The organism is Stenotrophomonas sp. 278 (assembly GCF_003935715.1).
GTDB classification, from domain to species: Bacteria; Pseudomonadota; Gammaproteobacteria; order Xanthomonadales; family Xanthomonadaceae; genus Stenotrophomonas; species Stenotrophomonas maltophilia_AH.
Genome location: NZ_RHPP01000064.1, coordinates 1 through 25,296, shown reverse-complemented (window position 1 = coordinate 25,296; position 25,296 = coordinate 1). Strand labels below are relative to the sequence as shown.

The 25,296-nt window shown below is 65.3% G+C and carries 21 protein-coding genes; 8 read left to right on the top strand and 13 right to left on the bottom strand.

Going from position 1 to position 25,296, the window contains the following annotated elements; genetic code table 11:
- Positions 1-1,559 (top strand): transcription termination factor Rho (gene rho / locus EGJ34_RS12045; RefSeq protein ID WP_125360717.1); only part of this gene is annotated, 1,559 nt, incomplete at its 5' end.
- 217 nt (positions 1,560-1,776) lie between these two features.
- Here the strand turns inward: rho and EGJ34_RS12040 are convergent.
- The gene (locus EGJ34_RS12040) at positions 1,777-1,998 is read right to left on the bottom strand and encodes a hypothetical protein (RefSeq protein ID WP_125360716.1); all 222 of its coding nucleotides are present in this window, start codon (positions 1,996-1,998) and stop codon (positions 1,777-1,779) included.
- Positions 1,999-2,193: 195 nt separating this feature from the next.
- On the opposite strand from EGJ34_RS12040, the gene EGJ34_RS12035 reads away from it, so the two are divergent.
- Both EGJ34_RS12035 and EGJ34_RS12030 read left to right on the top strand, forming a co-directional pair.
- The gene (locus EGJ34_RS12035) at positions 2,194-2,598 is read left to right on the top strand and encodes a hypothetical protein (protein WP_125360715.1); all 405 of its coding nucleotides are present in this window, start codon (positions 2,194-2,196) and stop codon (positions 2,596-2,598) included.
- Positions 2,599-2,844: 246 nt separating this feature from the next.
- Positions 2,845-3,147: a DUF6036 family nucleotidyltransferase gene (locus tag EGJ34_RS12030; protein ID WP_125360714.1), complete on the top strand. Its 303-nt coding sequence runs from the start codon at positions 2,845-2,847 to the stop codon at positions 3,145-3,147.
- 75 nt (positions 3,148-3,222) lie between these two features.
- Here the strand turns inward: EGJ34_RS12030 and EGJ34_RS12025 are convergent, their stop codons facing one another.
- Positions 3,223-5,745 (bottom strand): exo 1,3/1,4-beta-D-glucan glucohydrolase, encoded by a 2,523-nt coding sequence (locus EGJ34_RS12025; RefSeq protein WP_125360713.1) that lies wholly within the window; start codon positions 5,743-5,745, stop codon positions 3,223-3,225.
- 314 nt (positions 5,746-6,059) lie between these two features.
- Between EGJ34_RS12025 and EGJ34_RS12020 the strand changes: the two genes are divergently transcribed.
- Positions 6,060-7,067 (top strand): LacI family DNA-binding transcriptional regulator, encoded by a 1,008-nt coding sequence (locus EGJ34_RS12020; RefSeq protein WP_125360712.1) that lies wholly within the window; start codon positions 6,060-6,062, stop codon positions 7,065-7,067.
- Between the two features lie 4 nt (positions 7,068-7,071).
- Here EGJ34_RS12020 and EGJ34_RS12015 read toward each other — a convergent pair whose 3' ends face one another.
- Entirely contained in the window at positions 7,072-8,343 is a 1,272-nt protein-coding gene (locus tag EGJ34_RS12015; RefSeq protein ID WP_185750155.1) for a sugar MFS transporter, read from the bottom strand.
- 432 nt (positions 8,344-8,775) lie between these two features.
- On the opposite strand from EGJ34_RS12015, the gene EGJ34_RS12010 reads away from it, so the two are divergent.
- From EGJ34_RS12010 to EGJ34_RS12000, 3 genes are all read left to right on the top strand, one after another.
- Complete coding sequence (locus tag EGJ34_RS12010) at positions 8,776-11,784, top strand: TonB-dependent receptor (RefSeq protein WP_125360711.1); 3,009 nt, start codon at positions 8,776-8,778, stop codon at positions 11,782-11,784.
- 80 nt (positions 11,785-11,864) lie between these two features.
- Positions 11,865-12,881, top strand: coding sequence for a cupin-like domain-containing protein (locus tag EGJ34_RS12005; protein ID WP_125360710.1), 1,017 nt, complete (start codon positions 11,865-11,867; stop codon positions 12,879-12,881).
- 82 nt (positions 12,882-12,963) lie between these two features.
- Positions 12,964-14,547, top strand: coding sequence for a sensor domain-containing diguanylate cyclase (locus EGJ34_RS12000; protein WP_125360709.1), 1,584 nt, complete (start codon positions 12,964-12,966; stop codon positions 14,545-14,547).
- A 58-nt stretch (positions 14,548-14,605) separates the two neighbouring features.
- Here the strand turns inward: EGJ34_RS12000 and aceK are convergent, their stop codons facing one another.
- The 9 genes from aceK to EGJ34_RS11955 form a co-directional block, all read right to left on the bottom strand.
- On the bottom strand, positions 14,606-16,330 hold the full coding sequence (gene aceK, locus EGJ34_RS11995) for a bifunctional isocitrate dehydrogenase kinase/phosphatase (protein WP_125360708.1): 1,725 nt from the start codon (positions 16,328-16,330) through the stop codon (positions 14,606-14,608).
- A 133-nt stretch (positions 16,331-16,463) separates the two neighbouring features.
- The gene (locus EGJ34_RS11990; RefSeq protein WP_221740414.1) at positions 16,464-16,790 is read right to left on the bottom strand and encodes a hypothetical protein; all 327 of its coding nucleotides are present in this window, start codon (positions 16,788-16,790) and stop codon (positions 16,464-16,466) included.
- A gap of 66 nt (positions 16,791-16,856) precedes the next feature.
- Positions 16,857-17,264 (bottom strand): roadblock/LC7 domain-containing protein, encoded by a 408-nt coding sequence (locus EGJ34_RS11985; protein ID WP_260476977.1) that lies wholly within the window; start codon positions 17,262-17,264, stop codon positions 16,857-16,859.
- A 19-nt stretch (positions 17,265-17,283) separates the two neighbouring features.
- The gene (locus tag EGJ34_RS11980; RefSeq protein ID WP_125360705.1) at positions 17,284-17,832 is read right to left on the bottom strand and encodes an ATP/GTP-binding protein; all 549 of its coding nucleotides are present in this window, start codon (positions 17,830-17,832) and stop codon (positions 17,284-17,286) included.
- A gap of 2 nt (positions 17,833-17,834) precedes the next feature.
- Positions 17,835-18,800 carry a hypothetical protein gene (locus EGJ34_RS11975; RefSeq protein WP_125360704.1) on the bottom strand — a complete coding sequence of 322 codons (966 nt, stop codon included), beginning with the start codon at positions 18,798-18,800 and terminating at the stop codon, positions 17,835-17,837.
- 292 nt (positions 18,801-19,092) lie between these two features.
- Positions 19,093-21,324, bottom strand: a complete 2,232-nt coding sequence (locus tag EGJ34_RS11970; RefSeq protein WP_125360703.1) for an NADP-dependent isocitrate dehydrogenase — start codon at positions 21,322-21,324, stop codon at positions 19,093-19,095.
- Positions 21,325-21,430: 106 nt separating this feature from the next.
- A complete protein-coding gene (locus tag EGJ34_RS11965; protein WP_125360702.1) occupies positions 21,431-21,787 on the bottom strand; it encodes a HigA family addiction module antitoxin in 357 nt (118 codons plus the stop codon).
- A gap of 412 nt (positions 21,788-22,199) precedes the next feature.
- Positions 22,200-22,697 (bottom strand): hypothetical protein, encoded by a 498-nt coding sequence (locus EGJ34_RS11960; protein ID WP_125360701.1) that lies wholly within the window; start codon positions 22,695-22,697, stop codon positions 22,200-22,202.
- A 39-nt stretch (positions 22,698-22,736) separates the two neighbouring features.
- The gene (locus EGJ34_RS11955; protein WP_125360700.1) at positions 22,737-23,033 is read right to left on the bottom strand and encodes a LysM peptidoglycan-binding domain-containing protein; all 297 of its coding nucleotides are present in this window, start codon (positions 23,031-23,033) and stop codon (positions 22,737-22,739) included.
- A 141-nt stretch (positions 23,034-23,174) separates the two neighbouring features.
- Here EGJ34_RS11955 and queF point away from each other — a divergent pair, with 141 nt between their 5' ends.
- A complete protein-coding gene (queF, locus tag EGJ34_RS11950) occupies positions 23,175-23,993 on the top strand; it encodes an NADPH-dependent 7-cyano-7-deazaguanine reductase QueF (protein ID WP_125360699.1) in 819 nt (272 codons plus the stop codon).
- Positions 23,994-24,044: 51 nt separating this feature from the next.
- Here the strand turns inward: queF and EGJ34_RS11945 are convergent.
- Positions 24,045-25,296 (bottom strand): M20 family metallopeptidase (locus EGJ34_RS11945; RefSeq protein WP_125360698.1); only part of this gene is annotated, 1,252 nt, incomplete at its 5' end.

The following is a 25,296-nucleotide window of genomic DNA, read 5'->3' as shown; positions in this document are numbered from 1 at the left end:
CGCCTGCGGCCAGCGCATCGGGCGAAGGCTCCCAGGCCCCGAGCGGCGGCCAGGACGGCGGCGAAGGTGGCCAGCAGCGTCACCAGAACCAGAATCAGAACGCACAGGGCGGGCAGAACCAGAACCCGTACCAGCAGGGACAGGGCCAGGGCAACCGCCGTGACCGCTTCCGCAACCGCCGCGACCGCGACCGCAACCGCAACGACCGTTTCCGCGACGACGGCATGCCGCAGGACAACGGCGAGCAGCAGAACTTCGTGCCGCGCCAGCAGCCGCAGGTGCCCGAGGGCTTCCCGGTCTACTCGCTGAGCGACCTCAAGCGCATGCCGGCGCAGAAGCTGCTGGAAATTGCCGAGCAGCTGCAGATCTCCGAAGGCGTCGCCCGCGCCCGCAAGCAGGACGTGATCTTCGCGCTGCTGAAGGTGCTGACCCGCCACGGTGACGGCGTCGCCGCCGACGGCGTGCTGGAAATCCTGCCGGACGGCTTCGGCTTCCTGCGTGCGGCCGAGGCCAGCTACCTGGCCGGCCCGGACGACACCTACATCTCGCCGAGCCAGATCCGTCGCTTCAACCTGCGCACCGGCGACCACCTCTCCGGCCGCATCCGCTTCCCGAAGGACGGCGAACGCTACTTCGCGCTGTCGATCGTGGACACCATCAACGGTGAGCCGCTGGAAGCGTCGAAGAACAAGGTGCTGTTCGAAAACCTGACCCCGCTGTTCCCGCGCAAGCGCTTCACCCTGGAACGGGGCAACGGCTCGTCGGAAGACATCACCGGCCGCATCCTCGACCTGATGGCCCCGCAGGGCAAGGGCCAGCGTGCGCTGATCGTGTCGCCGCCGAAGGCCGGTAAGACGATGATGATGCAGCAGATCGCCACGGCGATCACGACCAATCATCCGGAAGTGCACATGATCGTGCTGCTGATCGACGAGCGTCCGGAAGAAGTGACCGAAATGCAGCGCACGGTGCGCGGCGAAGTGATCAGCTCGACGTTCGACGAACCGGCCGCGCGCCACGTGCAGGTGGCCGAAATGGTCATCGAGCGCGCCAAGCGCCTGGTGGAACACAAGAAGGACGTGGTGATCCTGCTCGACTCGATCACCCGTCTGGCGCGCGCCTACAACAACGTGGTGCCGAGCTCCGGCAAGGTGCTGACCGGTGGTGTGGACGCCAACGCGCTGCACCGTCCGAAGCGCTTCTTCGGTGCGGCACGTAACGTGGAAGAAGGCGGCAGCCTGACCATCATCGCCACGGCGCTGGTGGACACCGGCAGCAAGATGGACGAAGTGATCTACGAAGAATTCAAGGGCACCGGCAACAGCGAAGTGCACCTGAACCGTCGCATCACCGAGAAGCGCGTCTACCCGGCAATCGACATCAACCGTTCGGGCACGCGTCGCGAAGACCTGCTGATCGAGCCGGAGCTGCTGCAGAAGATCTGGATCCTGCGCAAGCTGCTGCACCCGATGGACGAAATCGCGGCGATGGAATTCCTGCTGGACAAGATGAAGAACACCAAGTCCAACGACGAGTTCTTCGGCTCGATGAAGCGCTGATCGGCTGCTTCGTTGTTATCGCAAAAGGCCCCGCTTCGGCGGGGCCTTTTGTTATCCGCGCAGACGGGGTGATTGCCGACACTCCATCGGTGGCCATCGAAAATCAAAAGCACGTCGGCCCGGTAGCGTCGGTCGACAGACGACGGCCGTGAAACCGCCCACGCCCGGTAACGCATGACCTCGGAACGAAATCGGCTTTACCCGGAATTCGAATCCATCACGGCCGCATGCGATCCCGCAACGGTCCAAACGCTGCAGGCACCACACCCTCGTCCCGCGCAGGCATCTGTATCCGGGCACCGACCTCGTCGTCGCCTGCCGCGACCGCCGCTGTCGCCTGGCGCTCGTCCACATGCGCGCTTAAACCCGTCCTCACCGCCGACGACGCTGCCACCACGATCACCAGCGACACCCCGCCCAGTACATGCACCCCTGTCATAGCCGACCTTCTCGCGCGCGATTGACGGGCACGATACCGGGCGGGTGCCGGGTATCCCTTGAAGATGGTCCTAAAACGACATCGCCGCGCGTCGCCCGGCGATGTGATGGATAACGGGCGCTTCAGCCGGGCAAGCCCGGCTCTACGTCAGCCAGCAACCTTGACCAAGGAGCGTCAGGCCTTATTCTGCGGGGGATGGCGAATTCCAAGCTCCTGCCGACTGTGCCCAGCTCAGCCGCCCCCGCGGCTGATCGCATTGCCGCACGGCAAGCGGCGCTCAAGGAGGCCAAGGCCCGCTATGCCGCGCTTCGCAAAGTGCATCACGCAATTGCGGCTGATCTAGCCAGGTTCGACGACGCCAGAACCACCCGATTGATCAATCGGGCACTGCGCAATGTGAAAGTGTGGGAATCGGGCGGAATCGCCAGCCCCTACTACGTCCGCGCCTGGCGCCGGATCCTGCTGGACCCAGCCAACAGCATTCCGGAAATGCTGCGCGGTCACAACGCCAACGCGTTGGTTCAGAACTCTCCGTTCGGCTTCGTCTACAAGGAACCCAGGTATCGCAAGGAACTGCAACATGGCGAAGCCAACGCCTGAGACCCCTGCCGACATTGATCGCGTCGGAGAGTTGCTGGTCGAAGCCAGCAAGCTGAGCAATCACAAGGAATTCGTCATCATTGGAAGCCTGTAGGTATTGGCCTCCGAGATACCTGCACCGGATGAGATGCTGATGTCCATCGACGTCGACTTCTATCCAAGACTGGACCCCGGCCGCGCCGGAGAGATCGCGCGTCAGCCAGGCCCAGAGCCCGAGTTCGCCGAGCAGAAAGGGCCTGTACGCCGATGCAGTCAGCCTCTTCCTGGCAGCGCTTCCCGACGGCTGGGAAGAACGCCTGCATCGGGTGGCACATCCTGAAGGCGTCATCGGGCTTTTACCTTGACCCCCATGACTGTGCGGTAGCGAAGCTGGCGCGTAACGAACGCCGCGACCAGCACTGGGTTCGCCAGGGTATCCGCGCAGGCATCATCAAGCCGGATGTCGTTGAGCGCCGCATGACCACGGCTCCCTTTCTCGATGCCAGGGAGCGGAATCGGGCGGCCGCTAGCCTGGAGATCCAGGCCGCGTGGGCAACCGCGTTTCAGTAGAAACGAAGATCGCCGGGCGTTGCCCGGCGATGTGATGGATTACGCGCGCTTCAGCCGGGCAAGCCCGGCTCTACGTCATGGGCAGCTCACGTTGCCCGTGGCCTTGGCCGCCAGTTGCACCTGGGTGAAGGCGGCGACCAGCGGCTTGTCGCCGGTCACCACGAATGGGGCCTCCACCGCGCCGAGGTCGACGCCCTGCTTGGCGAAGCAGGCCAGCGGAATGCTGACGGTGTGCTTCTGACCCGGCGACAGTCCGGCCAGCACCGAGGTGATGTCGACCCCACCCTCGCAGCCGGTGCCGCACTGCATGGTGACCTTGACCGGCGTGGTCGGTTTGTTCTGCACCACTACGTCGAACTGCAGCGCGCCGCTGCTGCGCGCGAGCGCGCTCAGGTTGCGCCGCGAGGAACTGCGGGCGATCAGCTGCGCGGGCGCGAGCCAGGTCACTTCGCGTGCGTCCTGCTGGGTGTTGATCTGCACGGTGCGCACCTGTGCGACCGGTGCCGCCTGCGGCCAGCGCAGGGTGGCGTTGAGGTCATTGCCGAGCGGCTGGGTGGCACCGTTCGCGGCGATGTGCAGCGAGAACGGCATGCTGTCGAGGCGATTGAAGATCGGCATCGTGGTCACTTCGCCACAATGATCCGGATTGGCTTCGGGCAGGCGCGGTACCGATGCAGACGACGCATAGCGCAGGCCGTAGCCGAGCCTGAACAGCGCCGGGCGCTTGGGATCGGGGCGATCAATCGGAGCCGGGCATGGGACGCCGGGCCAGGGGAAGCTGAGGGTACCGGTGAAGTCATGCGCCGGCTTGCCATCGGCACCCACCAGCAGCACATCGGTGATGCCCTTGCCTTCACTGCCCGGCAGCCACGCGGCCACGAATGCCTGCGACAGGTTGAGCAGGTCGTTGGTGTACATCGGCCGGCCGGAGAAGTACACGGTAACGACCGGCTTACCGGTGGCGGCGGCTGCCTTCAGCACCGCCAGGTCCTGCGGCTGCGCGCGACTGTGACTGACGGTATCGGAGGGCAGGATGTCGCCGTTGGTTTCGGCGTAAGGCGTTTCGCCAATCACGGCGAGCACCACGTCGAAGGCTTTGGCATCCACGCCACTGGCGTCGGCACTGTAGGTCACCCGATCGGCACCCAGTTCGGCACGCAGCGCGCCCAGTACCGAATCCGCGTTGAGATAATCGGCGTTGGTGTTTTCAGTGCCCTGCCAGGTCAGCGACCAGCCGCCGGACTGGTCACTCAGGCTGTCAGCGCTCTTGCCCACCACCAGCACACGCGCGTCACGACGCAGCGGCAGCGCGTTGCCCTGGTTCTTCAACAGCACCATCGATTCGCGCACGGCTTCGCGGGCCAGTTCGCGGTGCTGCACAGCATTGGCATCACCCGCGTAACGGCTGTCAGACGGTTTGTGCTCGAACAGGCCGGCACGGAGCTTTACCCGCAGGATCCGGGTCACCGCATCGTCAATGCGTGCCATCGGAATCTCGCCCTTCTCCACCTGCGCCATGGTGTTGGCAATGAATGCCTTCCAGTCATCCGGCACCATCACCATGTCGATGCCGGCGTTGATTGCCTGCGCGCAGCTGTCGTTGCGGCAGCCAGGTACCTGGGCGATGCCGTTCCAGTCGGACACGACGAAACCGTCGAAGCCCATCTTGTTCTTCAGTGCATCGGTCAGCAGTTCTTTGCTGCCATGCATCTTGCCGTAGTTGACGCCGCCGGCACGGTCGTTCCAGCTGTTGAACGAGGCCATCACGGTCTGCGCGCCTTCGGCCAGTGCACCGTAATACCCCTGGCCGTGCACGTTGACCATGGTGGCGTGGTCAACCAGTGCCTCGCCCTGGTCACGGCCGTTGTCGGTCGCGCCGTCGCCGATGTAATGCTTGGCGGTGGTCACCACGTTGCCGTCGTCGTTGAAGCGCCCTTGAGCACCCTTGACGTAGGCATGCGCGTACTCACGGATCAGTGCCGGGTCGGACGAGAAGCTTTCATAGGTACGGCCCCAACGCGGATCGTGGGCGACCGCCAGGGTGGGTGCGAATACCCAGTCAATGCCGGTTGCGCGGGTGGACTGCGCGGTGGCACGACCAATGCGCTCGATGAGTCCGGCGTCACGCGCCGCGCCCAGGCCGATGTTGTGCGGGAACAGCGTGGCCCCGTAAACGTTGTTGTGACCGTGCACCGCGTCGGTCCCCCAGATGACCGGCACCGGGGTGGCCGCATCGGACTTCAACGAGGCGGCGCGGTAGGCATCTGCCAGCTCCAGCCAGTCCGCCACTGACGCGTGCTTGTTCATGCCGGGCCAGGAGCCGCCGCCGTTGAGCACCGAGCCGATGTAGTACTGGCGTACCTGGTCGGGTGTGATGGTCTTGATCTCAGGCTGGGTCATCTGCCCGATCTTCTGCGCCAGGGTCATCTTCGAAAGAATAGCCTGCACGCGGCTTTCGATGGCCGGGTCCTGGGCGATCGCGCTTTTTACCTGCGGCCAGTCCTTCAGCTGACCGCCGCTGGCCGGTGCGGCATTGGCATTGACGGACAATGCCAGCAGCAGGCTGGCGGCGAGAAGAGACCGGTTGACGCTGATCACGGACGATTACCTCCGGGTTGAGAACGGAACCGACACCGCACGCTCCCCGTGACGGGCCTTCCTGACAGCGCTGTCATATAAGTCGGCCGCAGCCGTGTCAACCGTAGACGTGTTGCTGCGTAACCGACGAACCGTGCATAAAGGGCTGCGCCTGCGCAGGACGCCCCCGGACCGCCTTGACTGTTGCAACGCATCAAGGAAATCCGCAGTACCTTCCTCGCCGCTGACGTGGCAACATCCCGCCTGCATCGGCAAGCTCCCGATGTCACTGGCGCTCTACCATCGGCAGCACCCTCCAGGAGATCCAACGCATCATGCGCAGTCGCATCGAGGATGTTGCCGCCGTCGCGGGCGTTTCGATCAAGACCGTGTCGCGCGTGCTCAACCATGAGCCGAATGTCCGCGCGGAAACCCGCGAGCGGGTCATGGCGGCAGTAACCCGGCTGGGCTACAAGCCCAATCTGTCGGCGCGCAGCCTGGCCGGCCAGCGCTCGTACTCGCTGGCGCTTGTATACAACAACCCCTCGCGCAACTACCTGATGGAAATCCAGAATGGCATGCTTGAGGCCTGTCATGCGCACCACTACAACCTGATCCTGGGCCCGGTGGGTATTGGCCGACATACCCTGCCCGACCTGTCCGCGCTGTTCGAGAACTCACGCCCGGACGGGGTGGTGCTGATTCCGCCACTGACCGATGACGCGGTAGTGCTGGACTGGCTGGAAGAACAGGAAATTCCCTATTCCAGCATTGCCCCGCGTGACCCTGAGGGCCACATCGGCGTGCGCATGGATGAGACCACCGCGGTGGTGGAGTTGATCGCGCACCTGGTGGCACAGGGTCACCGCCGCATCGCGCACATCAAGGGTCCACGCGCGCACGGGGCGTGCCAGTGGCGCCACGCCGGTTACCGCCAGGCGCTGCGCGCCGCCGGCATCGACTACGATCCCACGCTGGTGGTGAACGGGCAGTTCTCGTTCGAATCCGGCATCACCGCCGCCAACGCTTTGCTCGATCTACCCGAGCCACCTACCGCGATCTTCGCGGCCAACGACGACATGGCCGCGGCGGTGTATCGGGTTGCCGGACAGCGCGGCCTGCGCATTCCACGCGATCTGTCGGTATGCGGCTTCGACGACACGCCCATTGCCGGACACATCTTCCCGGCGCTGACCACCGTGCGCCAGCCAACTTCGAGCATGGGCACGATCGCAACCGAACAGCTGATCGAGCGCATCCGCGCAGCCACGGGTGGGCGCATGGTCACGGTGGACCATGCGGTGCTGGTGCGCGAGTCCACCCAGGCCCCGCGACGTCGCTGATGTTTCAGCTGCGGCGTGCGCCGCGCCAGGCGTAGTGCAGGATGTAGGCGTAGCACAGCAGCGGCAGCAGGAACGACCACTGCAGGCCGTAATGATCGGCCAGCCAGCCCATCGCCAGCGGAATCACAGCACCGCCCACGATGGCCATCACCAGCAGGCTGGAGCCCTGGCCGGTGAGCGGTCCCAGGCCGGCAATGGCGAGCGCGAAGATGGTCGGGAACATGATCGAGTTGAACAGACCGATGCTGACCACGCTCCACTTGGCCAACCCGCCGCTGCCCAGCATGGTCACCGCCAGCATGCCCATCACGATGATCGCGAACCAGCCCAGCAGGCGGCGCGGTTCTACCTGGACCAGCAACCACGTGCCCAGCAGGCGACCCACCAGTGCCCCGCCCCAGTACAGCGACACATAGAAGGTGGCCTGCTGTTCGGTCATCCCCTCGCCAATGCCGGGCATGGACAGGAAATTGACCAGCACGCTGCCGATGGAAACTTCCGCACCGACGTAGAAGAAGATCGCCAGCACGCCGTAGCGCAGGTGCGGATGACGCAGCGCTTCCTTCAGCCCACCGGGCCGGCTCGGCTGGTCTTCCACCCCGGCAATCGCCGGCAACCGGAACATCCAGATCGCCACCGCCAGCACGAACAGGGTAATGGCCAAGCCAAAGTACGGCAGCTGGACCGACTGTGCTTCGGCCACCCGGTAGGCCAGTGCTTCGGCCTGCGGCAGCGCCGCCAGCTCCTCTGCGCTACGGGGCTGCGCCGACAGGATCAGCAGCCCACCAAACAGCGGTGCCAACGTGGTGCCCAGCGAGTTCATGGACTGCGCCAGGGTCAGCCGGCTCGAGCTGGTCTGCTCCGGCCCCAGCAGCGCCACGTAGGGGTTGGCCGCTACCTGCAGTACGGTGATGCCGGTCGCCAGCACGAACAGCGCGCCCAGGAACAGCCCGTATACATGCAGATGCGCGGCTGGCCAGAACAGCAGCGCGCCGACGCCGGCGATCGCCAGCCCGGCGACGATGCCGCGCTTGTAGCCCACCGCCGCAACCAGCCGCCCCGCCGGCAGCGACATCAGGAAGTAGGCACCGAAGAAGGTGAACTGGATCAGCATCGCCTGCACCCAGGTCAGCGAGAACGCGGCCTTCAGATGTGGGATGAGGATGTCATTGAGGCAGGTGATGAAGCCCCACATGAAGAAGATGGCGGTGACCACCGCCAGCGCCACGCGGTTGCCTTGCACGTGCTGCCCGCGCACCACGGTTGAAGTGTCCATTGCCTGTCCTTGCAGGAGGGAAAAAGAGGCGCAACGCGGTCAGGCCAGGTATGGCAACCGGTCACGCGGCGGCCACACATGGAACCTGCTTCGTGTCAGGTTGTCCAGCGCTGTCAGACAACCGGTCAAACTGATCAGGGACCGGTTTGCGCAGTTTTGTTCTGCACTGCACAACGTATGGTCCCGACTGAACCGGCTGCATGTAGCCGGCTGAAATCTGCGGAAATCCACCCTGCGCCGCATGTTTCCGGTGCGATCACGCGGTGATGCCCTGCAGCATCGCAGGCAATGCAGGCACGCGCCGAAAACGGTTGCACATGGCAGTTTGTTGACAACGCTGTCAGCGGCCGGCCCAATCCGCCCCCATGAGCTGTTGAACCGATCAAACGCCGTCGCACCGTCACTACCGAATTCCCTGGGGAGGGAGCTTCCATGAAGACGTACAAGGCCGTACCCCGCAAGGCAATGCTCACTTCCGCGCTGTTGGCTGTTCTGGCCGGCCCGGCCTGGGCGCAGGATCAGACCACCGACAGCACCGCGGCTTCGTCGCAGAGCGTCGACCCGACCACGCTGGATGCGGTGCAGGTCACCGGCATCCGCGCCAGCCTGGCATCGTCGATGAACCTCAAGCGCGACAGCCAGGGCGTGGTCGACGGCATCGTCGCCGAGGACATCGGCAAGTTCCCGGACACCAACCTGGCCGAATCGCTACAGCGCATCAGCGGCGTATCGATCGACCGCACCTCCAGCGGTGAAGGCTCGAAGGTGACCGTGCGCGGCATCGGCCCGGACTTCAACCTGGTGCTGCTCAACGGCCGTCAGATGCCAGCCTCGAACCTCGGCGACGGCGGCGCAGGCTTGTCCAGCTCACGTTCGTTCGACTTCGCCAACATCGCCTCCGAATCGATCTCGGCGGTGGAGGTCTACAAGACCGTGCGTGCCGACAATCCCACCGGCGGCATCGGCGCGACCATCAACGTCAGGACCCTGCGCCCGCTGGAAGCCGAGCCGGTGATCAGCGTCGGCCTGAAGGCGGTCAACGACACCTCCAATGACAACCTGCCGCGCACGCTGAAGGGCAACGACTTCACCGGCGAAATGTCGGGCATCTTCAGCCAGCAGTACGCTGACGGTCGATTCGGCGTCATGCTCAGCGGCAGCTACCAGGAGCGTGATTCCGGCTTCAACCAGGCCACCGTGGCCGAAGGCTGGGCCACCTTCCGTGGCGACAGTACGGATGGGCGTGCACTGCCGCAACCGGGAACGGGCTACGCCGACCGCATCACCAATCGCCCCGACGCGACCGATGTCTACGGCCGCCCGCAGAACACCGCCTACAACGTCAACGGCGTGCAGCGCCAGCGCACCAACGGCCAGGCCACCCTGCAGTGGAAGCCGCTGGACAACGTGACCACCACGCTGGATTACACCTATGTGGAAAACAAGGTGCAGCAGCAGCGCAGCGAACTGTCGGTGTGGTTCAACTACGGCCCCGGCGACAGCACCTGGACCAATGGTCCGATTGCCGCGCCGATCATCTACAGCGAGGACATGACCAACTCGGACGTGTCGATGGGTGGCGCACAGCTGGCGACCAAGAACACCATGGACTCGCTGGGCTTCAACGTGGACTGGGAGGTCAACGATTCACTCGACCTCGCCTTCGACTTCCACAACTCCAGCGCCGAGTCGCAGCCGGACAGCAAGTACGGTTCTGCCGGCGTGCTCGGCGTGGCCGCGTTCGTGCGCGGCACCACCACGGTCGATTACAGCGGCGATCTGCCGATCATCAACATCGCGCTGCCGCCGGGTGGCGTGCAGGCCTCCGACGCGCTGGTCACCGGTTCGGTGTTCCAGAACAGCTACAACAAGTCGGAAGTGCAGCAGTACCAGGGCTCCGGTGTGTTCCGCTTTGCCGACTACTCGGCGCTGGACTTTGGCGTCGGCTACGCTGAAGTGAAGAACCGTTCGGCCTCGGCGATCATGCAGCGCGACTCCTGGGGTGGCGTGGGCACCCCCGCCGACTATGACGACAGCATCTGGTACGCCGACGATATGGCGAAGTACTTCGACGCGTTTTCCGGGCATGACGATCCGCGCCTGACCGGTCAGTTCCTGGTGTTCGACTTTGGTCGCCTGATCGACCGCGCCGCCCAGGTGGGCAGCGCGGGCAGCCCGGCTTGCCCGACCTGCTACTACGCGCCGACCGAGTACACCGACGACATCCGCACCACCGAAACCTCCAAAAGCGCGTACCTGCAGTACCGCACCACGTTCGACTGGTCGATGCCGTTCAGCGTAGCGGCGGGCGTGCGCTATGAGCAGACTGAAGTGGAATCCTCGGCGATGGTGCGGGTGCCTGAGAGCATCACCTGGAACTCGGCCAACGAACTGAACATCGACTACGCCGACGATCGCGCCTTCATCGGTGGCAAGGGCAAGTACGACTATGTGCTGCCGAATCTGGACCTGAAGCTGGACATCCTTGAGAACCTGGTGCTGCGGGGCAGCTACAGCCGCAGCCTGGGACGTCCGGGCTGGAGCAAGATCCAGAGCGGGCAGACCCTGGCAGGCATCGTGCGCACCCAGGGCGGCACCGGCTCGCGCGGCAACCCGGGCCTGGAGCCGCTGATCTCGGACAACTTCGACCTGTCGCTGGAGTGGTACTACGGCGAGTCCAGCTACGCGTCGGTCGGCTTCTTCCGCAAGAACATCAAGAACTTCATCAGCGACACCATCGTGCGCGAGAACACCGGCGAGCTGCACACGCCCGTGGGCGGTGCTTACTGGAATGCCGCGCTGGCCTCTGGCCTCTGTGCCGCCACCGACGGGGCCTGCATCCGCAACTACATCTTTGACAACTTCAACGGCCAGCCTGGGGTCACCGCCACCGGCACCAACTCGGCCGGGGAGCGCACTGGCACCATCGTTGGCCAGCCGGGCGACCCGGTCGCCGGCTTCGACATCACCCTGCCGGCCAACCAGCGCTCGGACCATCTTGATGGCTGGGAAGTCGCGCTGCAGCACCTGTTCGGCCAGTCCGGCTTCGGTGTCGCTGCCAACTACACCAAGGTCAAGTCGGGTCTGACGTTCGACAACTACAGCCTGGGCGACCAGTACCCGATGGTGGGGCTGAGCGATTCGGCCAACGTGGTGGCGTTCTACGACAAGAACCGCTGGCAGGTGCGTGCGGCCTACAACTGGCGCGACAAGTTCCTCAACGGCATCGGTGGCCAGGGCCCGAATCCGAACTACACCGATGACTACGGCCAGCTGGACCTCAACATCAGCTATGCCGCGACCGACAACCTCACCTTGAGCGTGGAGGCGATCAACCTCACCGACGAGACCATGCGCACCTACTCGCGCCACACCAACATGCTGCGCTATGCCACCCAGACGGGGCCGCGCTACATGTTCGGCGTGCGCTACAAGTTCTGAACCGCACGGGCCGCCCCACCCGGGGCGGCCCGACCGCCACGGCCGTACACTGCGCACGTCCCTGTCCCTGTGACCCCGCCATGACCGCCCTGCCCGGCCCGATTGACGAAGTGCGTGACATCACGCCTGTGCAGCTGCGCGAGTTGCTGCCCACCTGGACCACGCCCAAGGTGATCCGCGGGCTGGTGGCGGATTGGCCGCTGGTGCAGGCCGCCCGCCGCTCGCCGGCCGAGGCGGTGGCGCATCTCAAGCACTTCGACCACGGCACCATGCCGGTGACGGCCACCACCGCGCCGCCGGAAGCGCAGGGCCGCATTTTCTACAACCCGGACATGAGCGGGTTCAATTTCCGCCGCGAGCAGATTCCGCTGCGGGTGGTGCTCGACACCCTGCTCAAGTACCAGGGCCAGGCCGCGCCGCCGACCATCTATGTGGCTTCGACCACGCTGGACAGCTTCCTGCCCGGCTTCCGCCAGGGCAATCCGCTCGAGCTGGGGGTGGACGACCCGCTGGGCAGCATCTGGATCGGCAATCGCTCACGCATCGCCGCCCACCAGGACGTCCCGGACAACCTGGCCTGCGTGGCCGCGGGTCGTCGCCGGGTGACGCTGTTCGCGCCAGAGCAGGTCGCAAACCTGTACATCGGTCCACTGGACTTCACTCCCGCCGGCCAGGCCGTCAGCCTGGTCGACTTTGCCGCGCCCGACCTGGAGCGCTATCCACGGTTTGCCGACGCCTGGGCGCAGGCCCGGGTCGCCGAACTGGGCCCCGGTGACGCGGTGTTCATCCCCTCGCTGTGGTGGCACCACATGGAAGGGCTGGACGACTTCAACGTGCTGGTGAACTACTGGTGGCGCTCCGTACCCGGGTGGATGGACACGCCGATGAACGCGCTGATGCTGGCGATTCTGGCGCTGCGTGACCTGCCGCCGGCACAGCGCGCGCATTGGCAGGCGATGTTCGATCATTACGTGTTCGAGGCGGGGGAGCAGACCACGGCGCATATTCCGGCTGCGGCGCACGGCGTGCTGGGCTCGCTGGATGCGACAGCTGCCAGCAAGGTGCGCCGTGTTCTCCGGCAAAGGCTGGACCGGTAGCGCTGGCCGGAAGGTCGCTTTACACACCTGACTGCTGAATACGCAATAATCCGGTCGTTCTCCGCCGTTTGGCTGCACCCCCATGTCGCCGTTGCCGTCCCGCCTCACCCTGGGCAAGCTCATTCTTGCGCTGGCCCTGCTCAGTGCGATCGTCGCGCTCGCCAATACCCTGCACGCCAGCTACCGGGTGCAGCGCGAACAACTGATCGGCAATACGCTGGAAGCCAACCGGGTGTACGCCAGCAAGCTGGCCGAAACCACCCAGAATTTCATGCTCGCCGCGCAGCAGCAGCTGTCCTATTCCGCGACCGTGCTGGGAAGCCGTCCGCACAGCGTGCAGGAGCTGGAGCGCGAGGCCGCACGACTGCAGCAGCAGACCAACGACTTCAACTCGGTGCTGATCGTGGACCGGGCAGGTACGGTGCTGGCGACCTCACCCCAGAGCCTGGCGCTGCAGGGCGTGGTGCTCAACAGCTCGGGCAACACCGAGGCACTCAAACGCCGCGAGCCGTACATCAGTGACCCGTACCAGTCGGCTACCGGGCGACTGCTGGTGGCCATCACCCAGCCCATCTTCAATGGCCAGGGCCAGTATCAGGGCTATGTGAGCGGCACCATCTATCTGCGCCAGCGCAGCATCCTGCAGACCCTGCTGGGCAAGCACTATTACCGCGACGGTTCCTACCTGTATGTCGTGGACCGCAACGCGCGCATTCTCTACCACATCGAGCCGAACCGGATCGGGCAGTTCGCCAAGGAAAACCCGGCGGTGCAGGCCGTCAGCAAGGGCCAGTCGGGCGCGCAGGAAGTGCGCAACAGCCACGGCGTGCAGATGCTCGCGGGCTACGCGCCCGTTCCCGCTGTGGGCTGGGGCGTGGTTGCCCAGCGCCCTGCTGAGGCCACCCTGGCACCGCTGTCGCGTTTGATGTCGGCGGTGATCTGGAACGCGATTCCGCTGGGCATTGTCTCGCTGCTGCTTACCTGGTGGTTCGCACGGCGTATTTCGCTGCCGCTGTGGCAGATGGCGCGCAACGTGCAGAACCGCGACACCGGCATCGCCATCCGCCATGTGGGCGCGACGCGCGCGTGGTACTACGAAGCGGCGCACCTCAAGCAAGCACTTCTATACAGCTTCAACCTGCTGCAGGACCGGATCGGCAAGCTCAACCGGGCCAGCATGACCGACCCGCTGACCGGCCTGCAGAATCGTCGCGGGCTTCAGCAGGGACTGGAAGACTGGCAGGCACGCGGCCAGCCGTTCGGGATCATCGCGCTGGACATCGACCGCTTCAAATCAATCAACGATCGCTTCGGCCACCCGGTGGGCGACGCGGTGATTCTGCGTATCGCGCAGATCATGCGCGATGACTCCCGCGACACCGACCTGCTGTGCCGCAATGGCGGCGAGGAATTCCTGATCCTGCTCCCGGGCATTGACGTGGCCAACAGCGCGCTGATTGCCGAACGCCTGCGCGCACGGATTGCGTCGGAGACCTTCGATGACGTGGGCGCGGTGACGGTCTCGCTGGGCGTGGCCCACTACCCGACCTATCATGAAGATCCGCAGCAGGCCCTGCGCCTGGCCGACAAGGCGCTGTACATGGCCAAGGAACAGGGCCGCAACCGCACCGTGATCTATCCGCCGGAAGACACGCCCGTAGGCTGACAAACCTGCCTCAACGACCGGCAGAGCATGCCGGTTCGGCTGCATGAGGCCCGCGCCATCAGGCAAGTCGATGTTGTCCCGCGTAAGGCGGCGAGTCCGGGTAGATGCCAGCCGCAAATCCCGCCTGCAGGCCCTGCCACCACGTCGGGTCGAACAGGTGGCCGAAGTGTTCGCGTACCGCTGTCAGCTCGGCGGAAGGCAGCCCCATGAAGGGTGCGAAGCGCTCAGGAAAGACATCGTGCGGGCCGACATGGAACCAGGGCTCGTCGGCTATCGCCTCCTCGTCGTTGCGGGGCTGCGGCCATGGCCGGAATACGCAATCGGTGAGCAGGCTCAGCTCGTCGTAGTCGTAGAACACCGCTCGCCCGTGGCGCGATACGCCAAAGTTCTTCGGCAGCATGTCGCCGGGGAAGATGTTGTTGCGCGCCATGTCGGTAATGGCCTGCGCGTAATCCAGTGCAGCCGCGTGTCGTGCTTCCGCGGTCTGTTCGCGCAGGTATAGGTTGAGTGGCCGGAAGCGGCGTTGCACGTAGCAGAGATCGATCACCAGATCATCGCCGTCCTCGCGCACGCTGCTGGCGCATTGCGTGAGCAGTTCCTCGCGCAATGCCGGGGAGAACCGCGAGCGCGGGAAGCGCAGGTGACGGTAGGGCTGCGCGTCCAGCAGACGGCCCACACGGTCCAGCGTGAACACCAGCGCGTACTTCTCTTCGACGTCGTGCCGGGTCATCCGCTTCGGCCAGGCGAAGCGGTCGCGGATCAGCTTGAACACCAGCGGGTAGCTGGGCAGGGTGAACACCGCCATCACCATGCCGGGCGTGCCGTCGGCATGCACCAGCTGTTCGGCGGGGTGGGTCTGGAAGTGATGGAAGAAAGTGCGATAACGCTCGGTCTTGCCCTGCTTGGCACGCCCCAGCACGGTGTAGATCTCATCAATGGGCTTGGCCGGCAACAGGCTGCGCAGGAACACCACCGCGTCGCCCACGGTGGCCAGGTCGGCCTGGAAGTAGCTGCGTGAAACGCCAAAAAGATGCGCCACGTCGCGCCGACGCGTCAGCACGGCATCTGCACGCAGCCCCTTGTCATCGTTGACCAGTGCAATCACACAGGGCGAGAAACGGTGCTCGCCGAACACCCGCCCGACCAGGTAGGCGCGGCGCTCGCGATAGAACACGGTGTCCAGCAGTTCGATGCTGCGCACTGGGTGGTCCCCCCAATGCTGCAGGTCGTCCTGCAGGCGCACGGCAATGGCGGCGGCGCAGCGCAACTGGTGCACGTAAGGAACTTTGAACTGGTAGTCGCCCAGCACCCGCATCAGTGCTTCGGCCGGCCGCGTAGCCGTTACGGCATAGGTATGCCGCGCCACCGGATGGGTGATGGCGTCGGAAGGCACCACGTCCATGGCCATGAACTCCACGGCGGAGTCCACACCCTGGGTGGCAAACAATCGGCGTGCCAGCGTGTTGTAGAACGTCTTGTACAACTCGGCGTCGATCAGCGCCTCGATCATCGCCGCATACGCGCTGCGGACCTGCAGCCACAGCCCACGTTCGCCGATGACGTCACCGGCGCTGCGGCGCAGGGCATCGACGGTTTCGGCTATGCACAGGTCGTACAGGCGGATGCGTTCCACCGCGTCCTGGCGGGCAGCGGTCCAGTCCCGGGATTCAAAGCGCTGCCTCGCACGCCGGGTGATCACGGCGAAGCGCGCGTGATAGTCCTCGAAGCCTTCGCGGATGCGCGTGGCCAGGAGCGTGGACAGCGGCAGGTCGGTGACACCCATGCAGGTAGATCCGGAAGACCGGATTTCACCCTAAGCCATTGCCGCAGGAAAATCACCGGTAGCGCCGGCCGTTGGCCGGCCCAGGCGTTGCGTGAGCAGGCCAAGGGCCGGCGCTATCGGGACCGCGGATGATTCAGAGCACCAGCGCGCCTTCCACATCCTGTACCTTGCGGCGGGCCAGGGCCAGGTTGGCCTTGTCACGGTTCAGCACCAGGTACAGGAACAGGCCCTGCTTGTTCGCGACCGGACGCATGATGTGATACGCCTTGCCGAGCGTGATCAGCATGTCCTCGATCGTGTCGTTGAGATTGAGCGCCTTGGCGGTCTTCATCTTGGCGCGGATGACCTCGGTGTTCCCCGCCGCCGCCACTTCCATGTCCATGCCCGCACCGGCTTCCCCCAGCAGCATGCCGCTTTCGTAGTCCACCAGCGCCACGGCCTGCGCGCCGTCGATGGTCATCAGCGCGCTCAAGGTTTCGTTCAATCCTGCCACGTTGCACCCCTTTTGATTGTTTCGAGCCCCCGGTTACTCCTGCGGATCGGCTCGTGATCCGCTGAGTTCGGCCATGATGTTGTGGCCGCAGTATTTGGCGCTCCACAGCACCTTGCCAACGACGCAGCGGGTATCGCACGCGGTCATCAGCAGCAGTGGGGCTGGCGTACACGGCAACGCCAGCATCAGCACCTTGCCCTCGCCTGCCTCCAGCATCAGCGTTTCCAGCTCACCGAGCGCCAGTTCGCGCCCTACCGCTGCGGCCAGCGCCAGCATCGCGCTGGTCATCGCCGCCAGGCGCTCTCCGTTGCCATGCGTGCCGGCTGCGGGCAGCAACGCAAAGCCGTCCACCGTGGCCAGCACCACGCTGCGCACGCCGTCGATCTCGTCGACAAACTGATTCAGATGCCGGGCCAGGCGCTCGCGCAACGCCGGATCCATGCGCCGCGCATCGTGTCCGTCAGCCATGCGCCAGCACCAGTTCGCCCGCTTCCATTTCGCTCATCAGTACGTCCATCAGCCACAGGCCCTGTTCCCGGTCGCGGGCGTCCACCGGCATTACCGGCAGCATCCGCGCGTCCCAGCCGGCCAGCGCGCTGCAGGCCTCGATGTCGAACCGGGGGGCCAGGTCCAGGCGGGTGATGCCGACCACGGCCGGCACATGCGCGGCGTGCTGCTTGAGCACCGCCAGATAAGCGTCCAGCTCGGCCACCGCAGCGGCGCGGGTGGCGTCCAGCAGCAGGACCACGCCGCTGGCTCCCTGCAGCAGGATCGGCCAGAGAAAATCGAAGCGCTGCTGACCTGGAGTGCCGTACAGGCGCAGTCGGTCCCCGTTGGGCAGGTCGATGTCGGCATAGTCCATCGCCACCGTGGTTGACGCCTTGTCCGCGCCTTGACGGTCGCTGTTGGGCACGTCGGTGTCCACCACCGCCCCGGCGGCGATGGCACGCACCAGCGTGGATTTGCCGCAGCCCATGGTGCCCAGCACCACGATCTTGTGCTCACGCATGCTCAGGCCCCCGTGCGCTGGCGCACGCTGCGCCACATCCGCGCCAGCAGGGTGCCGCCGCCGGCAGGGACGTTGCCGCGCACCGGCGCGGCATCCTGCGGCACCGCTTCCAGGGCGGCGTAGCCACACAGATAGGCCGGGTGCACGAAGCTGCGCACGGCGTCGCTGGACACGTCCAGCAACGATGCACACTCGTCCACGCTGCACGCGCGCTTGAGCAGCAGCGAGCACAGCCGGAAGCTGTCGTGCTGGCGGCCCAACACGCGGAAGTCCGGCCAGCGCAGGAGCTTCACCCGGGCGTGGCGCAGCAGGCGGGCGTCCAGGTCCTGCCAATGGTCCGGTCGCTGGCCCCACTGCCATAGCAGCGGGCGCAGCGGCTGGCGGGTGCGTTCAGCGGCCAGTTCCTGGTAGCGCCGTGCGGAGATGCCGTGCAGGGTCAACGATTCGAAAGCATCGGAGAGATCCTGCGCCAGGTGCTCGGCGGCCACCCCGACCGGCACCACCATCTGGTCCTGCACGAAGTCGATCAACACCTGCGCGGCACCGTCCAGCGCCAGCACGGCGTGCCCCTGGCGGGTGTTGAGGCTTTCGCGCAGGGCGCGGGTGATGGCCTTGGCTCCGCGCGCAGTGCACGGTTCGTCGATGCTCGCAACCGGTGCGCTGTCCATCATATGCCGCAGCGCGTGCTCGATGGCCGCGTCATCCAGGACCGGCCCGTTGTAAGGCTCGCCCTCGCGCAGCTGGCCTTGCTGGTCTTCGACCCAGAACTGGATGCGCGGTCGCTCGCGGACCATGCGCAGTGCAGCGTTGCGCAGCGCAGGTGTATCCCGGATCACCAGCAGATCGCACTCATCCAGGTCGCGACAGGTCCTGACGGCGTCCGCCGTCAACGAGGCAGCCGAACGCAGGCGCTGCAGCAGCGCGCGCTCCCCCTGCATGTCCGACCCCACCACCAGCACCCTGGCCATCCGCCTTCCCCTGCCTTGTGAAAGATCACATTCCGTGCGGAATAGAGCGTGGTTAGCCTATGCCAACCCCTTCCAGGGCATAGGTGATGGAATTCTCATTTTTTGCAGGTAAATCTGGCCAAAAATCGGATTCTGGATAGCCTCCTGGCAGGCAAGTTTCATGCCTCTTTTACGAATCTGACAGCGATGTCCGTTCCCGAAGCGGGCCGACGCAGTTCACATTTCTGGCGGGCACCAAAAAAGAACCCGCGCCAGGGCGCGGGTTCTTCAGGGTCACTCCCTGCAGCCTGGATCAGCCCTTCAGCGCGTCCAGTGCGGCATTGAACGTCGCGCTCGGGCGCATCGCCTTGGACACCTTGGCCAGGTCCGGGCGGTAGTAGCCGCCAATGTCCACGGCCTTGCCCTGCACCGCTGCCAGCTCGGCGACGATCGCCTGCTCGTTGTCGGTGAGTGCCTTGGCCAGCGGGGCGAACTTTTCCTTCAACTTGGCATCTTCGTCCTGCGCTGCCAGGGCCTGGGCCCAGTACAGCGCGATGTAGAAGTGGCTGCCCCGGTTGTCGATGCCCCCCAGCTTGCGCGACGGCGACTTGTCGTTGTCCAGGAACTGGCCGTTGGCCTGGTCCAGGGTTTTGGCCAGCACCGCAGCGTCAGCGTTGTTGTAGCGCTCGCCCAGGTGTTCCAGTGACGCGGCCAGGGCCAGGAATTCACCCAGCGAGTCCCAACGCAGGTAATCCTCTTCCACGAACTGCTGCACGTGCTTGGGAGCCGATCCACCCGCACCGGTCTCGAACAGGCCGCCGCCGGCCATCAGCGGCACGATGGAAAGCATCTTGGCGCTGGTGCCCAGTTCCATGATCGGGAACAGGTCGGTCAGGTAGTCGCGCAGCACGTTGCCGGTCACCGAGATGGTGTCCTCACCCTTGCGGATGCGCTCCAGCGAGAAGGTGGTCGCTTCCACCGGGGCCAGGATGCGGATGTCCAGGCCGGCGGTGTCGTGGTCCTTCAGGTAGGTGTTGACCTTGGCGATCACCTGGGCATCGTGGGCGCGCTTTTCGTCCAGCCAGAACACCGCCGGGGTGCTGCTCAGGCGGGCGCGGTTCACGGCCAGCTTGACCCAGTCCTGGATCGGCGCGTCCTTGGTCTGGCACATGCGCCAGATGTCACCGGTCTGCACGGCGTGTTCGAAGATCACGCTGCCGGCGTCGTCGGTAACGCGCACGGTGCCGTCGGCCGGAATCTGGAAGGTCTTGTCGTGCGAGCCGTACTCTTCGGCCTTCTGCGCCATGAGGCCGACGTTCGGCACCGAGCCCATGGTGGCCGGGTCGAACGCGCCGTGGGCGATGCAGTCGTCGATGACTGCCTGGTACACGCCGGCGTAGCAGCGGTCCGGAATGACGGCCTTGGCGTCCTGCAGCTTGCCTTCGGCATTCCACATGCCGCCGGAGTCGCGGATCATGGCCGGCATCGAGGCGTCGACGATGACGTCGCTGGGCACGTGCAGGTTGGTGATGCCCTTGTCGGAGTTGACCATGGCCAGGCCCGGGCGCTTGCCGTACTCGGCGGCGAGGTCGGCCTTGATCGCTTCCTGGGTGGCTTCCGGCAGCTGCGGCAGGCGCGCGTACAGGTCGCCGATGCCGTTGTTCGGATCAAAGCCGGCCTGCTTGAGCACGTCGGCATGCTTGGCCAGCACGTCCTTGTAGAACTCTTCCACCACCACGCCGAACATGATCGGGTCGGAGACCTTCATCATGGTGGCCTTCAGGTGCAGCGAGAACAGCACGCCCTTGGCCTTGGCATCGGCGATCTGGGCCTGCACGAAGGCAGCCAGGGCGCTGCGGCTCATCACCGCGGCGTCGACGATCTCACCGGACTTGACCGCGGTCTTTTCCTTGAGCACCACACTGCTGCCGTCGGCCTTGACCAGTTCGATGCTGAGGTTGCCGGCGTTGGCGAGGGTGGCGGACTTTTCGCTGCCATAGAAATCACCGCCGTCCATGTGGGCGACGTGTGACTTGGATTCCTTCGACCACTTGCCCATGCGGTGCGGGTGCTTGCGGGCGTAGTTCTTCACCGACAGCGGGGCGCGGCGGTCGGAGTTGCCTTCGCGCAGCACCGGGTTCACCGCGCTGCCCTTGACCTTGTCGTAGCGGGCCTTGATGTCGCGCGAGACATCATCGGTGGGCGCATCCGGGTAGTTGGGCAGGGCGTAGCCCTGGTCCTGCAGTTCCTTGATGGCGGCCTTGAGCTGCGGCACCGAAGCGCTGATGTTGGGCAGCTTGATGATGTTGGCGTCCGGGGTGGTCGCCAGCTGGCCCAGTTCGGCCAGGTCATCAGCCTGCTTCTGCTCGTCTTTCAGGTAATCCGGGAACAGCGCCAGGATACGACCCGACAGCGAAATATCACGGGTCTCGACCGCGATGCCGGCGGTAGCGGTATAGGCCTCAACGATGGGCAGCAGCGACGCAGTCGCCAGGAAGGGGGCCTCGTCGGTGAGGGTGTAGAGAATCTTGGGCGTGTTCGACATGGGGAACGGATACTCTGCGGGGAAACCCCCGCATTGTCGCGGTTTAGGCCCCGCGTAGCAAAGCCGGACCATACGCGGCGGTATTGGCCCGGGCGTCCACCGCTCATCACCATGCGCCGGCATCCCAGCGATCGTCGGCTCCGTCGTCGGACGGCTCCAACGGGGTGATGCTGACGGCCGGATGCGGCACCTGCTGCTCGGCGACTTCCAGGTCAAAGCGGATCTGCAGGTTCATCCAGAACCACGGCGACGTATTGAAGTAACGCGCCAGTCGCAGGGCGGTGTCCGCGGTGATCGCGCTGCGATGCGAGACGATGTTGAAGATGCGGCTGTGAGATACCTGCAGGGCACAGGCCAGCACGCGACCGGATATGCGGTGCGGGCCCATGAAGTCTTCGGCCAGAATCTGACCCGGATGCAGGGGTGGCTGTGTTTCGTCGCATTCGCGCCGTTGCGTCTGCATGGCAAACCTCCTTCAGGTGTTCGCCCCCGACCGGAATGGAAGGGGTCGGGAGGTTAGAAACGTTTCTACGCTCCGCGGACTACCCTGCAGGAAACACACGGCGATGGAAACGTGATGTTTTCCGGGCATGGTCAGCGGTGTGCCGGCAGTCGTACAGATGGTGCGACGCAATTGCCGCATGACACCGGGGACAAGTGTCGAATGCGTTGCGTGCTGGCGCGAATGGCACGTTTCGATCGATGCCGCAAATGTGAGGTGGGCGCTGTTTTTAGAGGGGGACGGCGGGCGCGAAGCGGGCCAGATGTGACAACGGGCCTCCGCCGAACGACCCCTGGCCCCAAACGAACAAAAAAGACGCAGCCTCGCGGCTGCGTCCATGGTGAGCCCGTACCGGGAGAGAGTCGGCGTAGGCTTACTTGACCTCGAACTCCTGCGGCGTTCCGGCCGCTCTACCATCTACCGTGACTTCCGCGCGGTACTTGCCCGCCGGCCAGCCGTTGGCATTCGTGAAGCTGATGTTGGTCGTTTCCGCACCGGTGGTATTGAGTGCCTGGCTCTGTTCGCCGGCCACCTGGCCGTCCTGGTAGGTCAGCTTGGCACCGACGTTGGTGTTGTTCGCGGTGCCGTCGGTGCGGATCGAAACAATGATCACGTCCTTGGGCGCGAACAGTGCCGTCGGTGCGACAGACTTGTCTGCCGCTGCCGTTTTGCCCACCGTGACGGCGGAAACGTTGACGGCGGCAGCCTGGGTCATTGGCTGCGGCGCGGCCGGTTCAGTCATCGGTGCCGGTGCGGTGGCGGCCGGTTGTGCGGTGGTGTCCACCGACTCTTCTTTCTTCTTGCAGCCCGTCACGACCACAGTGGCCAGCAGGGCAGCAAGTACAGCAGTACTGATCGACGTCTTCTTCATGGAATTCCTCCCAGGGAATGGATGGGCCAGACCGGCGGCTCAGGTCTTCGGCGGCAGTTTCAGGACCTGCCCGGGGAAGATCTTGTCCGGGTCGTCCAGAACATCTTGATTGGCGTCGAAAATCTTCTTCCAGGCGTTGGCATCGCCCAGCGTGGCCTTGGCGATCTTCGACAGCGAGTCGCCCTTCTGCACGGTGTAGGTTTCACCCCCCACCTTTTCGGCCGTGGTATCCACCGAGGCGGTCACGCCGGAAAAATCCGCCTTTTCCACCTTCTCTGCCGTGGTGTCCACCTTGCTGGTCACCCCGGAGAAATCGGCCTTCTTGTCGGTACTCATCCGCAGCTCCCTTACGTAAGTGGGGACATGGGGTGCACGGTGTCACAGGGGTTGTTAATGGGGTATGGCGTGGGCGTGAAGGAATCCGGCCGGTTTATGAACAGGGGGCCGGCTTGCCCCGCCGCACGGTAAAATGTGGCCATGAATACCCCCCAGGACTCCAGCCTCGGTCGCGAGGTCGCCTACCCGTCGCAGTACGATCCGGGCCTGCTCTTTCCCATTCCCCGCCGCGCCGCCCGCCAGGAGATCGGCGTGGATGACGCCCACCTGCCTTTCGTCGGCCACGATCGCTGGCAGGCCTATGAGCTGAGCTGGCTGGACCGGCGCGGCAAGCCCAGGGTTGCGGTGGCCACTGTCAGCGTGCCCTGCACTTCGCCGAACCTGATCGAGTCCAAGTCGTTCAAGCTGTACCTCAACTCGCTCAACAGCACCTGCTTCGACGACGACGAGGCCGCCCGTCAGCGCATCGCCGGCGACCTGTCGGCCTGCGCCGGGGCGGTGGTCAACGTGGTGTTCGGGGTGCCGCCGCTGGTGGAATCCGCCGAGGGCGAGTCACTGGATGAGCTGGAGGTGACCATTGACCGCTATGGCCCGCCCGCACCGGAACTGCTGACGGCCAATGACGGCCACGTGGTCACCGAGACGCTGTCTTCGGCCCTGCTCAAGTCCAACTGCCCGGTCACCGGCCAACCGGACTGGGCACACGTGAGCGTGCGCTACCACGGCCCGCGCATCGACCGCGAAGGGCTGCTGCGCTATCTGGTGAGCTACCGCGAGCACGCCGAGTTCCACGAGCAGTGCGTGGAACGGATTTTCAGCGAGGTGAGCCAGCGCTGCCGACCGCAGTGGCTGGAGGTGGAGGCGCGGTATACCCGGCGCGGGGGGTTGGACATCAACCCGTGGCGGGCAAGTCCGGGGATCGAGCAGCCTGCGCGGGTGGTGCGCGAAATCCGGCAATGACGCGGGCGCGGCGCGTTGCGCCGACGCACGACCAACGGTCGTGCGCCCGAATCACCCGGCCGCTTTCGGCGCGTTCAAATAATCCAGCGATACCTGCAACAGCGCCCGCAGGCCCACATCCAGCGCCTTCTCATCCAGCAGGAACTTCGGCGAATGGTTGGCCGGGGCCTTGGCTGGATCAATGCCTTCGCTGGTGGAACCGACGAAGAAGAACATGCCGGGCACCTGCTGGGCGAACAGCGAGAAGTCCTCCGCGCCCATCTGCAGCGGCGGCTCATACACATTGGCTTCGCCAACGACGGCCTGCAGGCTGGGCAGCATGCGGGCGGTCAGTGCCGGGTCGTTTACCGTGGCCGGGTTGCCTTCGGCCTCGAAGATCTCGGTCTCGGCTTTGGCCCCGTGCGCGGCGGCGGTGTGCTCGGCCACGTTGCGCAGGTCGGCGAAGATCTGCTGGCGCATGCCTTCGTCAAAGGTGCGGATGGTGCCGACCATCTCCACTTCGTCAGGAATGATGTTGTAGCGGATGCCACCCTTGATCGCGCCGAAGCTCACCACCGCTGGCTGCTTGGAGATGTTGCTGCGGCGGCTGACGATGGTCTGCGCGGTGCCGACCAGGTCGGCGGTGGCGACAATCGGGTCCACCCCGTTCCACGGAGCCGAACCGTGGGTCTGGCGGCCAATCACCTTGATCCCGAAACGGTCCGAAGCGGCCATCAGCGGGCCGCCACGCACCGCGATCTGCCCGGCCTGGACGCTGGAAAACACGTGCAGGCCAAACACCGCTTCCGGCTTGAAGTCGGCAAACACACCTTCCTTCAGCATCAATGCGGCACCGCCCTCTTCCGGCGGCGGCGCCCCCTCTTCGGCAGGCTGGAAGATCAGCATGACCTCGCCCGGCAGGTTCTCGCGCATCTTCACCAGCGCGTCGGCCACACCCAGCAGGGTGGCGGTGTGGGCATCGTGGCCGCAGGCGTGCATCACCCCGACCTGCTCGCCGCGGTAGGTGCTGGTGGCCTTGCTGGCGAACGGCAGACCGGTCTGTTCGGTCACCGGCAGCGCGTCCATGTCGGCGCGCAACGCAATGCGCGGGCCGGGCTTGCCGCCCTTGATGATCGCCACCACGCCGTGATGGGCAATGCCGGTCTTCGGCTTCAGGCCCATCGCGCGCAGGCGCTCGGCGACCTTGGCCGAGGTCCGCTCTTCGCGGTTGGACAGCTCCGGGTGCTGGTGGAAGTCGCGTCGCCACTCCACCACCTGGGCCTGCAGACGGGCGGCGGCGGCGGTCACTTCCGGGCGCTCGGCC

Excerpts from the sequence above, each read along its gene's own strand:
- EGJ34_RS12040 (WP_125360716.1), bottom strand. The coding sequence starts at position 1,998 with ATGACAGGGGTGCATGTACTGGGCGGGGTGTCGCTGGTGATCGTGGTG.
- EGJ34_RS12035 (WP_125360715.1), top strand. The coding sequence starts at position 2,194 with ATGGCGAATTCCAAGCTCCTGCCGACTGTGCCCAGCTCAGCCGCCCCC.
- EGJ34_RS12030 (WP_125360714.1), top strand. The coding sequence starts at position 2,845 with ATGCAGTCAGCCTCTTCCTGGCAGCGCTTCCCGACGGCTGGGAAGAAC.
- EGJ34_RS12020 (WP_125360712.1), top strand. The coding sequence starts at position 6,060 with ATGCGCAGTCGCATCGAGGATGTTGCCGCCGTCGCGGGCGTTTCGATC.
- EGJ34_RS12015 (WP_185750155.1), bottom strand. The coding sequence starts at position 8,343 with ATGGACACTTCAACCGTGGTGCGCGGGCAGCACGTGCAAGGCAACCGC.
- EGJ34_RS12010 (WP_125360711.1), top strand. The coding sequence starts at position 8,776 with ATGAAGACGTACAAGGCCGTACCCCGCAAGGCAATGCTCACTTCCGCG.
- EGJ34_RS12005 (WP_125360710.1), top strand. The coding sequence starts at position 11,865 with ATGACCGCCCTGCCCGGCCCGATTGACGAAGTGCGTGACATCACGCCT.
- EGJ34_RS12000 (WP_125360709.1), top strand. The coding sequence starts at position 12,964 with ATGTCGCCGTTGCCGTCCCGCCTCACCCTGGGCAAGCTCATTCTTGCG.
- aceK (WP_125360708.1), bottom strand. The coding sequence starts at position 16,330 with ATGGGTGTCACCGACCTGCCGCTGTCCACGCTCCTGGCCACGCGCATC.
- EGJ34_RS11990 (WP_221740414.1), bottom strand. The coding sequence starts at position 16,790 with ATGACCATCGACGGCGCGCAGGCCGTGGCGCTGGTGGACTACGAAAGC.
- EGJ34_RS11985 (WP_260476977.1), bottom strand. The coding sequence starts at position 17,264 with ATGGATCCGGCGTTGCGCGAGCGCCTGGCCCGGCATCTGAATCAGTTT.
- EGJ34_RS11980 (WP_125360705.1), bottom strand. The coding sequence starts at position 17,832 with ATGCGTGAGCACAAGATCGTGGTGCTGGGCACCATGGGCTGCGGCAAA.
- EGJ34_RS11975 (WP_125360704.1), bottom strand. The coding sequence starts at position 18,800 with ATGGCCAGGGTGCTGGTGGTGGGGTCGGACATGCAGGGGGAGCGCGCG.
- EGJ34_RS11970 (WP_125360703.1), bottom strand. The coding sequence starts at position 21,324 with ATGTCGAACACGCCCAAGATTCTCTACACCCTCACCGACGAGGCCCCC.
- EGJ34_RS11965 (WP_125360702.1), bottom strand. The coding sequence starts at position 21,787 with ATGCAGACGCAACGGCGCGAATGCGACGAAACACAGCCACCCCTGCAT.
- EGJ34_RS11960 (WP_125360701.1), bottom strand. The coding sequence starts at position 22,697 with ATGAAGAAGACGTCGATCAGTACTGCTGTACTTGCTGCCCTGCTGGCC.
- EGJ34_RS11955 (WP_125360700.1), bottom strand. The coding sequence starts at position 23,033 with ATGAGTACCGACAAGAAGGCCGATTTCTCCGGGGTGACCAGCAAGGTG.
- queF (WP_125360699.1), top strand. The coding sequence starts at position 23,175 with ATGAATACCCCCCAGGACTCCAGCCTCGGTCGCGAGGTCGCCTACCCG.